Source organism: Bradyrhizobium sp. ISRA442, from assembly GCF_038085055.1.
Taxonomy (GTDB): Bacteria; Pseudomonadota; Alphaproteobacteria; order Rhizobiales; family Xanthobacteraceae; genus Bradyrhizobium.
This window is the reverse complement of sequence record NZ_JALGCN010000010.1, coordinates 225,498-237,285: the sequence shown is the minus strand read 5'-3', so window position 1 is coordinate 237,285 and position 11,788 is coordinate 225,498. Positions and strand designations below refer to the sequence as shown.

Annotated in this window: 8 protein-coding genes and 1 pseudogene; 3 read left to right on the top strand and 6 right to left on the bottom strand. The window is 58.4% G+C overall.

What is annotated here, in order from left to right; translation table 11 throughout:
* Positions 1-60: 60 nt before the first annotated feature.
* Positions 61-1,008, top strand: a pseudogene (locus MTR72_RS22270) (IS5 family transposase); the annotation flags it as partial.
* A gap of 233 nt (positions 1,009-1,241) precedes the next feature.
* On the opposite strand, the gene MTR72_RS22265 reads toward MTR72_RS22270, so the two are convergent.
* On the bottom strand, positions 1,242-2,585 hold the full coding sequence (locus tag MTR72_RS22265) for a type II toxin-antitoxin system HipA family toxin (protein WP_341510982.1): 1,344 nt from the start codon (positions 2,583-2,585) through the stop codon (positions 1,242-1,244).
* Complete coding sequence (locus tag MTR72_RS22260) at positions 2,575-2,916, bottom strand: helix-turn-helix transcriptional regulator (protein ID WP_091963993.1); 342 nt, start codon at positions 2,914-2,916, stop codon at positions 2,575-2,577. The genes MTR72_RS22265 and MTR72_RS22260 overlap by 11 nt, the downstream gene beginning before the upstream one ends.
* 465 nt (positions 2,917-3,381) lie before the next feature.
* On the opposite strand from MTR72_RS22260, the gene MTR72_RS22255 reads away from it, so the two are divergent.
* A complete protein-coding gene (locus MTR72_RS22255; RefSeq protein ID WP_280968772.1) occupies positions 3,382-4,695 on the top strand; it encodes a DUF2130 domain-containing protein in 1,314 nt (437 codons plus the stop codon).
* Between the two features lie 48 nt (positions 4,696-4,743).
* Positions 4,744-5,319, top strand: a complete 576-nt coding sequence (locus tag MTR72_RS22250) for a hypothetical protein (protein ID WP_341510981.1) — start codon at positions 4,744-4,746, stop codon at positions 5,317-5,319.
* Positions 5,320-5,694: 375 nt separating this feature from the next.
* Here the strand turns inward: MTR72_RS22250 and MTR72_RS22245 are convergent, their stop codons facing one another.
* The 4 genes from MTR72_RS22245 to MTR72_RS22230 all read right to left on the bottom strand — a co-directional run bounded on the left by MTR72_RS22245 (position 5,695) and on the right by MTR72_RS22230 (position 11,572).
* Entirely contained in the window at positions 5,695-5,898 is a 204-nt protein-coding gene (locus MTR72_RS22245; protein ID WP_341510980.1) for a hypothetical protein, read from the bottom strand.
* Positions 5,899-5,986: 88 nt separating this feature from the next.
* Positions 5,987-8,224: a DEAD/DEAH box helicase gene (locus MTR72_RS22240; RefSeq protein ID WP_341510979.1), complete on the bottom strand. Its 2,238-nt coding sequence runs from the start codon at positions 8,222-8,224 to the stop codon at positions 5,987-5,989.
* Positions 8,193-9,515 carry an ATP-binding protein gene (locus tag MTR72_RS22235; protein WP_341510978.1) on the bottom strand — a complete coding sequence of 441 codons (1,323 nt, stop codon included), beginning with the start codon at positions 9,513-9,515 and terminating at the stop codon, positions 8,193-8,195. The genes MTR72_RS22240 and MTR72_RS22235 overlap by 32 nt, the downstream gene beginning before the upstream one ends.
* Positions 9,512-11,572, bottom strand: a complete 2,061-nt coding sequence (locus MTR72_RS22230) for a tellurite resistance TerB family protein (protein WP_341510977.1) — start codon at positions 11,570-11,572, stop codon at positions 9,512-9,514. The genes MTR72_RS22235 and MTR72_RS22230 overlap by 4 nt, the downstream gene beginning before the upstream one ends.
* Positions 11,573-11,788: the final 216 nt, after the last annotated feature.

Here is an 11,788-nt window from a genome sequence, read left to right as displayed (position 1 = left end):
AAGTAAAATGGCTCATAAGGCCGGATACGAGCGCGACTGGGTAAAATTGGGTAGGTGCCAACCGGCGCGTTGCGGACGCGCGATCTCAAGCGGGTGACGGTGGACACTACCGTGCAGCCCAAGGCCATCACCTTCCCGACCGATGCCAAGCTGGTCCATGCGGCGATCAGGGGGTTCAACCGGCTGGCCCGCGCGCATGGCCTTGAGCTGCGGCAATCCTATCGGCGCATCGCCAAGCAGGCGGCGATGATGGCGGGTCGTTATGCCCATGCCAAACAGTTCAAGCGCCATCGTCGGCAATTGCGCCTGCTGCGGTCGCGGCTCGGCCGCCTGATCCGAGACATCCGCCGCAAGATCGCCGGCCAGCCAGAACTCGAAGCTGCGTTCGAGCAACCGCTTTCGCGCGCAGGCCAGATCCGCTCCCAGGAGCAGCGGCAGCGCGGATACAAGCTTTACTCCTTCCACGCACCCGAGGTCGAATGCATCGGTAAGGGCAAGGCCTCAGCGCCTTATGAGTTCGGCGTCAAGGCTTCGATCGTCATCAGCAATGCCCGCGCCCCGGGCGGCCAGTTCGTGCTGCACGCCAAGGCGCTGCCGGGTAACCCCTATGACGGGCACACGCTCGGCGAGGTCATCAACAGCACCGAGACGCTCACTGGCTGCGGAATCGAGCGCGCCTATGTCGACAAGGGCTATCGCGGTCACGAAACGGAAAACCCGCGCCGCGTCTTCATCTCCTGCCAGAAGCGTGGCGTCTTCGGGGTGATCAAACGCGAACTCAGGCGCCGCTCCGCCATCGAGCCCGTGATCTGTCATATGAAGACCGACGGACACCTCGGCCGCTGCCATCTCAAGGGCCGCGACGGCGATGCGGCCAATGTCGTCCTGACCGCCGTCGGCCACAATCTTCGCCTCGTCCTCGCCTGGCTGAAGCTTCTGCTGCACCTAATCTTGAACGCTTTGATGCAGCTGCTCCCTCTTACACCTGCGCTCAAACCAGATTCTTAACGGACGACTATGAGGCGTTTCGAACAGCCAGAAGCAAGCTACCGATCCTGGCGCAGTTAGTCCGACGCGTCGAAAAAGCTGGCCGCTATTCAGATATTATCGGGCATCTGCGGCGTTCCTCCGGCCACGCTCAGGACTAGCGACCTAGATGTCTTGTCCACCGTCGGTTGGCGCCTTGTGGCGGCCGCCTGTGAGCGCGCGATCATCGCGCTTCGGCAGATTTCCCGTTCGTTTTAACGCGGACGGGTCGTTGGCAGCTCTTCGGCGTCGTCGGTTGCGATCGTCGGATCCGCCAAATCGTAACCGAAGCCTTCGTAAACGAACGCGCTACGGATCAATTCGCAGTCACGCTCGCTGACGCCAACCTGTCGGCAGACCCTATACCAGGACTCCCCAATGGTCGCTTTCATGCCGTCTACGATTGCCGTTGCCTCTTCTTTTGATAAGAGGAAACGTTCGCTCTGCGAGAGCAAATTGAGCCGGTTGGCGTAACGCCCCCAGTTGCCAAACGCCATCGCCAGGTCCCGGCGCTCCAAGGCAATCATCGGGTTCGGGGTGAGGTCGTATGCCGGTGATAGAGACCACGCTTGGTCCTTTGCCAAGATGGCGTGGTTACGTGGATGATCGTCGGTATTGGAGATGAGAGCGTTAAAGCACACCCGCCGAAACAGCTCTGGCAGATCTTTCGACTGAGTTCCGGATGCGGCTCGCCGAATTTCGTCAGCCAGCAGGAGATATGACCATCTTCGACGCTTATCGACAGTATCAGGCGTGTCATCGGCATCGAGCAGCGTCAAGGCGCTCACCATCCTGCTGCGGTGGTAACCCTTCTCCGCCTTATTCCGATCGAACCGTTTAATCAGGACGACATCTTTATCGCCGATCGTGGTCATCTGGCTCTCTGCGCACGAGATCCCGCACCCGCGAGCAAGGGTCAGCATGGCGTGCTCGACCCGAGGGTTATTCCATCGATCGTCGCGGTGGGGGAATTTCGCGAGCCAAAGCGCACCCTCGTCCTCGACAGTAGCCTTCGGCCGCGCGCCCCCCATCGAAGTGCCCGCGCGCATCAACGCCTCTGCCTGTTCAGCGTCAGCACCTGCTGGTGCTGCTGCTGCTGGATCCTTCTCGGCGGCAACGATCTGGTCGGCTACTTCGATTAAACGCGCCAAGTCCAGCGTCTTGTTGAACGTACGAACAGGTGCCGGCGGTTGCACGTTGAGACCAAAACCCAAAGCGCCGGCGCGATCGTCGGGTGAATTGAGCAGATATTGAATTTCGCTCGGCGACGGATTGCCCAGACGAGTTTCGATCAGCTTGCGTCCCCAGGCGTCCGGAGAGCTGTCGCGCAACGCGCCAAAATTGCCCCGCAGCTTCGTTGTCCGGAATGGCGGAACTTGAATCTTGAGCTCGACCGGATCGAACTCGACGCGATCCTTTCGCTCGAGGTAGCTGCGGCCATAGACGAATTGTCCAACGGCGGCACCTTGGCGTGTCGTGTCGAGCTGATACCGCCCGGCCGTAACCGGTTCTGTCTGGCCTGGCAGCGTGATATAGACGAAACATTCCTCAGAAGGCATTGCTTGGTCCCCCCCCCTGTCGCGCACGCTCGCGCTCATCGAGGCCGCTTAGAGCGAGCCCCTCCTCATCGTTCTTCGGGTTGGCAACGTCGGCAAGAGACGGGAGAAGATTCATTGCCCACAGCATGCCGAGATACACGCCGGCACTGGTGCTCAATTTCCCGTTCTCAGCATCGGCGATGACGTGCCGATCTACGCCCAGCTTAGTTGCCAGCTCTGTATGGCTCAGGTTGCGGCGCAGGCGCGCGGTCCGGAGATTGTTGCCCAAGCGCTTGATCGCTTCCTGAACGGCAGAGGGTGGTGCGCTGATAAACTGACTGCGAGGAGGCATGGCGTCTTAAGGCTCCCTTAAAAGGCTTATTGGCGCCTTATGGCACCGAGAAATATAACACTCCTCTCGGCTATGTCAACTAGTTGGCGCCTTAAGCTACCGCAAAGTCGCATATTGGCGCCTTAACACGCCAAGACTTCCCTAAAAAGGCTGAGAATTACCCGTGTGCACCTTGCGCCTCAACATGGGCCCGCTCATCCGATCCCGACATGCATCAGATGGGAAACCAATTGACGGCGGCCTCGCGAGTACATAACAGGAACATCGAAGACTGCCCTTTCAACCTCGCTCAATGCGGCAAAGCCAGTTCTTTGCCAAAGAGCGGGCGATTTCTGCCCGGCTCAAAAGTGCGGATTGCGTGGAAAAGGGCGGCGACCGGCAAACAGCATGTAGACATCGCCGCCGCAGACGGCCCAATCGCACTTGGATGATTTTCAATCGGGACCGGTCGGAATGGGGAAGTTCATGAACTTTAAAGCAATCGCAGCCGGCGCTTCAACTGAACCGACCTTGCAATGCCCCAACTGCAATCACGAGATCCACCTGACGGAATCATTGGCTGCTCCGCTGCTCGCGGAAACGCGTCAGCGCTTTCAGGAACAGCTGGCGAGCAAGGACGCCGAGTTGGCTCGAAAAGTCGAGGCGCTGCGGCTGGAACGCGAGCAACTTACGAGGGAACGCGAGCAACTTGAAGACCGGGTCGCACAACGATTGGCGATAGAGAGGGCGCAACTTGCCTCTAGCGAGGGAAGGAAGGCGCGCGAGGCGGCTGCCGCTGAGCTACAAGCGAAGGAAGCGGAGGCTGCAGAGCTAAGGGCCAGCTTGGCCAACAACAACCTCAAGCTGGCCGAGGCCCAGAAGCAACAAGCCGAGTTGATGCGACAACAACGAGCGCTCGAAGAGGAAAAGCGGGAGCTCGACTTAACCATAGAAAAACGCGTGCACGCATCCATCGGGGAAATCCAGACTAAGGCAAGGCAGGATGCCGACGAAGCCGCGCGCTTGCGCGTTGCGGAAAAGGACCAAACAATCGAATCCATGGCCCGCACGATCGAAGAGTTGAAGCGCAAGGCCGAGCAAGGTTCGCAACAGTCGCAAGGTGAGGTTCTCGAACTTGAGCTGGAGGAGTTGCTCCGGGGAAGGTTTCCCACAGATCTGATTGAGCCTGTCGGCAAGGGTGAGCTCGGTGCCGACGTGATGCAGCAGGTGAACGGCTCGATCAGTCAACCCGCCGGCATCATCCTATGGGAGTCGAAGCGGACTAAGGCATGGAGCGACGGCTGGCTTGCAAAACTTCGCGATGATCAACGCCGCTGTGGCGCGGACGTGGCGCTTATCGTCTCACTGGCTCTACCAAAGCATGTAGAGCATTTCGATCTCATCGACGGCATCTGGGTTGCTCATCCGCGATGTGCGCTCCCGGTTGCAGTGGCTCTCCGCCAGGGACTTATCGACGTCAACAGTTCGCGCATGGTTCAACAGGGACAGCAGACCAAGATGGAGCAGGTCTACCAATACCTGACCGGCACAAAATTCCGCCAACGGGTGGATGCCGTGGTCGAGAAGTTTAACGAAATGCGCGAGGATTTGGATAAGGAGCGCAAATTTTTGGGAAGGCAGTGGGCCAAGCGCGAAACGCAAATATTGGCCGTGATCGAATCGACCGTCGGCATGGTTGGTGACCTGCAAGCGATTGCCGGCAAGGCGATGCCGGAGATTCCCAGTCTAGAGGTCCCAATGTTGGAAGCCGCAGGCGAACGTGACTGGAAAGTAGGATAAGCGCATATCGATTCCCGCCATTCGCCTTAGTCGAACGGAGAGTTGGGCGTGCCCCAAAACAACCGCATGAACAGGTACCACATTGCTTTAACACCCGAAGAACAAGAGCTTCTGAGTAAGATTGATCTTCGGGATGACTTGCCCGTTGCGATCGATCCACACGCAGTCTACCAAAGCAATCGCGCACCGATTTTGGCGCTGATGAAATCTCTCATCGATCGTGGGGCGATACCTCAGCATCGCGTCAGTTTTTTCACGGATCCCAAGTACAAGCCAGGCCACCTGAAGGGGTCTCGGCAAAGCCTTTTCGAAAGAAACGGCACCAGAGGTGAAGAGATCTTCGAGCACCCTCACTTCAAGCCGTATCTTAGATATTTTCTGCACGGATGCGAATTACCGACCGGGGTAATTTCCGAATTCGAACGGGAAGTCGACAACCCCGAGTGGGTCAGCGGGAGCGATGGGATCGATCTTGCGAAGAAGGCGATCGCAATTTGCCGACGGCACCGCATTCCCAAGCACGAAGCCGTCGAACAATTTTTCAAGCTCGCGCTGGATATGGGAATAAGTTTCTCTCATGCGAACACGATACAGGGCATAATCAGCCGATCCAGCTTGAAATGAAGCGGCTATTCGGATTTGCTTTTCAGCCTCAGAGGCCGATCGGCGCGGGCGTGGTGTTGAAACGAATTCGACCGTGAGCAGAAATCTACGTACGGCATAGCCGCCGGTCCAGGCCTCCGAAATCGAGAGAATGATCCACTTCAGACTGGCGAGGGGTGCCTCTTTGCGTTCGGCGAGATTCGGAAACATCTCTTGGAACGTCTCTTCAGAGCCGCCGGATCCAATCCGAGCATCCCGAACCGCTTCAGCCCAAACTGGGCCGCTGGCACCGACCTCCAGGTGCGGATCTTAGGCGAACACCCCCAGGCTATGGCTAGGATATCTGGTCTTGCCAGAAACAAGTTTGCTCATAGCCCCAGCCTACCTGCTCTTGCGTTAGCTTTCCACGATCTTCATGGCTTCGGCGTTCTTAAGGTCAAGAGAACCGGTCCAATCGGGAGCAGCCTCCAGGAAGAAAGCTTTACCGAACGGCATGAGTTCCGCTTCAAGCCGCGATGGAATGTGCTCGCTAGGGACCTCAATCTCAATTGAGGCCAGTACGCGCACCATCTCCGGTCCGCCCATGAATATTCGGGTCATCAACTCCCGTGTTAATGGTCGGCTCCAGGCGGGACTGATGTTTAACGACAAATTCCAGGGCGTCTTCCGATTCGCATCGTCGTTTGGATCAGACGCTCCGAGCGATGTCCGGAATCGCATCAATATCCGCGACATTCTGCCGAACCCACAGGCTTTTCGCCAATTCGCCCGGCACCTGATCTTTGAATTTCCCCGCGGCGATGTTTTGGACTGCCCCGGCTACGCGGGCAGCGTCCGAAGCGACGTCCGCCAAACTCGCGAGCGTGGATCGCGCCGTCTCAACGGTTGTTTCGGAAAGGGTCAGGCCCAAGTCATGCACATGGCCCGGAAGGCCCACCATGGCGGCTGCAGCTCCAAATACAGCCGTGACTTGCGATCCGCGCCACAGGAAGACGTGGACGTCCTTCTCCTCCTGAAGCACGTTCGTCTTCTCAAGCTCGAGGCTCCGAAAAGCCTCCCGTCCCTCTGCCAGTAGAACCCGCGCCCGTTCGTCAAGATAAGCCGGTTCGTCCGATGCGAGATAGACAGCCCTCATTTCCGCAGCCAAGCGATCGTGCAGTCGTTCTCCATCCGCTCGCTCAAACCGTGGCACGACGCCCCCGGGGTGAGGCGCGACGAAAAGCGTGTTGGTCTTTTCGTCCAGATCTTGAACGATCCATCGCTGCCCGGCAAAAACGACTAGGCTATCCTTATGGACCGGGAACGATATCGGCAATGTCCCCAGGGTTCTCCCCGAGACAGTAAGTCGCCACTCCTCCGCTGACTCGAATACGGCAAAGAAGTTGCGCGATTGAACGATTGCCTCTCCTTGCTCAGCTAGCATAATCGTGCCATCGGGGGCTTGCTCGACAAACCGGATTTCGTCGGACCCAAGGTGCTTCAGCAGAAGCGCGAATTCCGGAACAGAAATCATCGCGAAGGGACCAGGACCGCATAGCAACTCGTATAACGGGCGAGCCCGAATTCCGCCGCGCTCGGCGATCACCGAGAGTATCTGGTGGATCAGCGTGGAGGCGACTTCGGGTACATGTCCTGCCGGCTCGACGAATTTCTCCAGCAAAAGTCGGATGATGGCCACCGATCGAATCGTATTCGAACGCAGTCGGTCGATGACGCCCGTCTCCTGATCGATGTTTGGTTCACGAACGTAAATTCTTAGGACCGACGGAGTGCCCCTCCTGCGCCCCGTTCGTCCAAGTCGTTGACGTAGAGAGGACAGCGATCTTGGCGCGCCTATTTGGGCGACCGACTTCACCGATCCGATGTCGACGCCCAGTTCGAGGGTAGACGTACAAATGCCGGTCGTGGGTAGCTTTCCATCTTTGAGACGGTTCTCCAGCTCCTCGCGGATGGTCTTCGAAAGGCTCCCGTGATGGGGGTAAAATTCGTTGGGCACTTTCGCCTTTTCAGAGCGCCTCCTGAGCCGATCCGCGGTCGATTCCACTGTCCGACGCGAACCGCAGAAGACAAGATTGTTGGTTCCTCTGAGCGTCGAATAGAGATGGTCCGCAATGTCGTCCAGAGCGATGCGCCGAACTATCGCCTCTTCGGGGATGCCGCTCGCGCCTTCAGCGTGATCTGGGTCGTCTAGCTGCGGAGGCTCAACATAGCCCCTTACCTGAAGTCTAAGTTCAGGTGAATCGGACTTGGCTTCCAGGATTTCGACGAGCTGAGGCGTCGTGGGTCGTAGCCAAGCGGCGGCCTGACCAAGGTCGCCTATCGTTGCGGAAAGCCCGATACGTCGCGGCGGCCGGGACGATAGAGCATCGATGCGCCGTAAAAGACTAGCCACATGGAGACCGCGAGGCCCCTGAAGAAATGAATGCAACTCGTCCACGACGATAAAGTCCGCCGAGCATAACAACCGCTTCGCATCCCCCGGACGGCGTACGAACATCGCCTCTATGGATTCGGGAGTGATCAGCGAGATCCCTCGCGGGTCGGCCATTGCCCGTTTCTTCGCGGTCTGTGGGGCATCTCCGTGCCACTTCACGACCGGAATGGCCATGTTTTCGCAGAGTTCGTCCAGCCGCTTGAATTGATCGTTGATTAATGCCTTCAACGGGCTGATGTAGAGCACCGAGAACCCAGCGAGCGCCCGATCGGCAACGCTCGTGAGCACTGGCAGAAAAGCCGCTTCAGTCTTCCCTGCTGCGGTGGAGGCTGCGATCAGGATGTCGCGGTCGCCATCCAAGACCGAGATGATGGTACGCGCTTGAATTTCCCTGAGCTCGTCCCATCCCTGATCGCGAATCCACCGGCGGATCGTAGGGTGCAGCTTGTCGTAGGCCCCCTCAAGATTTGAGGCGGAGGCTGGTGAGCTCATCGTCGTCCCCGCTGTCAGTCGGTGCTTCCGCTACGTCGTCCGGAGCGTCCGGAGCGATCGGTACCTGTTCAAGAAGATCCTGCCATCTCGTGTCAGGGTTTTGCTCCAGTACCGACAGCATTTGAACAAACGACCTCACCGTCGAGCGCGGCGTACGGAAGTATGCGGCCCCGATCTTTCGATCACAGTATTCCATGAAAGCAGTAAGGGCATCGTCGGGAACCAGATACTTCGCTGGATCCCCGCCCGCAAATACCATCCTAATGTTTCCTAGGAGCACGAGCAGATCCTCAGGCGTCAGGCTCTGCAGCCTGATCACGGGTCCTGACATATCAACCAGACCGCCCGCAGCGAAAGAATTTTCGGCTAGCCGTGACTGAAGCGCTTCATAACTAAACATGCCCCTGCGCGTATCCAGGAGGAACTCTGGCGTACCACACATGACGAAGCCGATGCCTGATGTATTTCCCTGAAGCGCGTCATTTACAATGTTGAGCACCTGCTCGTAGTTCTGCTTTCGCCCTTGAGCGCTTTGGAGTTTGTAGATGTTGGCCATCTCATCGATCATGACGAACAGCCCCGCGTAGCCCGCGACTCTGACCAGGCATGCGAGCGATTTAAGACTATCGTAGAGATTCTCATCATCGATGATGGTCCGTACACCGAGATCTCTCTTCGCATCGGTCCGGGTCGAATACTCACCACGAAGCCACCGAATAGCGTTTTGCTTGAGGGGCTCGTTCGATTCGTCGCTGCCGCGCCAGAATGCCTTCAGCACAGTCGCGAAATCGTACCCGCCCGCGAACTGCGCAATCGCTCCGAGCTTTTCGTCGATCACCTTCTCGACAGATATGCCCGTCGCCGTGGCCTCCTTTGCGGCGTCAGTCACTAGGCGCTCGACGACACTCTGGAGAGCTCCCCCTTCAGGCTTGTTTCGCGTTGCCATATTATTGACGGCCTCAGAGTAGAGTGCCCGCGCCTGACCGCCGGTTGCCTGAATACGCCGATTGGGCGAGAGGTCGGCATGTATTGTCACGCATTTTCGCTCCAGCGCGATGAGCCTGACAACGCTGGCAAAGAAGGTCTTTCCTGCGCCGTATTCGCCGATCACGAACCTGATCGTAGCGCCCGCGTCGGCAATGCGATCGATGTCCCGAAGCATCGCGGCGATCTCTTTTGCCCGCCCGACCTGGATGTGCGGCAGTCCGACGCGCGGCACAACGCCAGCGGAGAGAGCTTGGATGATAGTATCTCGTTCGCGGGGGCGGATCGTCTTGGCTTGCTTGCTCATGCGGCCTTGGCCTTCATCTCGGCGATGCGTTCTCTCAGGTGCGCCGCTATTACAATTTCGTCTCCCTCTTCGATCAGCGGCTCGTCGAAGTGGTCGAAGGACCAGTCGTTGATGCGCTCAATTGCGCCATCCGGTAACAGGCGAACGTCCTTGGCGTGTCGTTCGAATTCCGCACGCGACATTGATCCACGAACCTCAAGCAACTCGACCAATTCGCCGTGAGGGCCGTCCAATCCTTCCAAGGATCGATCGGTTAGGAGGGGAGAGGCTTGGACAGGATCCTGGGCATCGTCGGTAAAAATGTCGGCGAGCAACGCGGACACGGCTTCCGTATCCTTTCGGGTCCTCTCTAAGCGGGCTGCATCAATCCTGATGCCCGCCGAGGGAGGAGCCGGTAGCGCCTGCTTTGGAATGGGAATGCCCGCGGCACGCGCCTCCTCCGTCATCGCTACTGGCACGTCCGCCTCAGCGGCAGCTCGGTGCAGACCGACATACACACGCTCCGACGGCAAACCTAACGACTTGTGCAGTCGCTCAAGGAACTTGACCTCTCCGGCGTCGATATTCTGATTCGCGCCGATAACCGCGACCGCAGCTTCGGCTATTGCTTGCCGCTCGCTTTCACTGGTTTCCGCAAGCTTGCGCATGACCCTGTCGCGCTTCGGCGGATTGTTGAATGTGATGACAGCGAACGCGATCAGTCGAGCTTGTTCGACCCCCGATAGGTTGCCTTCCGCTCTGATCCTGGCGATGGTGCGCTGCAGTTCCTCGTACGATGCATCCCCGTCAGCCGCGGCGGCCAGCACGGCGACTTCGATCTGCGCGCGCATCGCTCGAAACTGTGCGCGGCCTGGATCCACCGGGCCGCCATCAGCCGCCCGAAACACGAACACTTGGTCGTCCGCCCGAGGCGCGCCGCTCCCGTATCGGCGATCGGGCTCTATTGCGATCCCAACGACATCCAAGGCACCGCTCAGCGTATCCAGAGCGGCACTTGGTATTTTGCCTCCTTCCGGGATTTCGATCCCGGCCATCTCCAGGAGCACCTGTGCGGTCGTACTGCCACGACCTTGGCTTCCTACCAGAGAATCGATCTGCCGCCTGAACTCTTCCACGGCGCCCACCTCAGCCGCCCGTTGAAGATCGATAGGAAGAAGCGCCGCAGCCGCCATCGAATGCCTCGCGGCCGGTTTCCGACCGACCAGCCGGCTGAAGCTGTCGAGCTCGTTCATGCAATCGTCGAGCAAAGTCCTCAAAATCTCTATGTCCCGCACGAGGAGGCTCGCATCAGGCTGGCGCTGATGTTGTCCTGGAACGTCGATTTCGAACGCACCGCTCGCAGCACGATAAACCAGCGAGACGTTGCCCCTGGAATTCACGGCAAAACCCTTCGGGAAGCGTGTGCCGAAGCGAAGCTTCCACAATGCGACGAATTCTTCGAAGCACCTCACGGCCGGGGTTCTAAGATAGGTTTCCGGCATCGCCATAACCCAATAGAGCGCGTCCTCGGCCGAAACGCTTGGAGACGCTGCGAGCCGCTCGGCCAGATACAGACGCGTGGCGAGATCCATCTCCGAACCGACGTTCCGTTCGGCAGTAAGGGGTGGCAACGCCAGGCGGATGCCGCGCGATATCCGAGCAACGTTGAGGAATTTCGTGGCGTAGTTCTGGAAGGAATTGTTGGCGCCGTAGATCGAAAGCAATCTTTCGACCTCTTGAATAACCGCAGGGGCGTCTGCCCCTTGATCTATGAACACGCGGTGCTCAAGGCCATAGAAAAAGAGAAACACATATCCGATGCCGTAGTTCGAATCTCGCCGTCCAGTACGCATCCAGTCCAAAAAGGTGCGTCGCGCAGCCGGCGAGATTTGCTCGTACGATGGCCAATAAGGCATCGACTGACCATCGACATCGGGCTGACGCGAGTGCGCCGGAAGAGCAGGATTTATCGCATACTGCCTGGTTTCACCGTTCGGCCCAGCCATCCAGGCGCCGTAGTAGAACATGCCCCCAGAAATTTCTGCCTTGCCGAAGGCCGCCCCTTCGCCTGCCGCCAACCATACTGCTGGCGGCACACTCGAACGAAGCTTGCTTATCGCTGGTGGCGGGCTTTGACCGGAATTCGGAAGCTCGGAATGCCGCTCTGAAGGAGATACGTTCTGCGACCTGCCCCTCAAAGTGAGATAGAGGAGCCAAACAACCCCGGCTGCCAGAACACACGATCCTATCGCGGCTGCGTGTTCCACAACGAACCGATAGATGGCCATAATAGC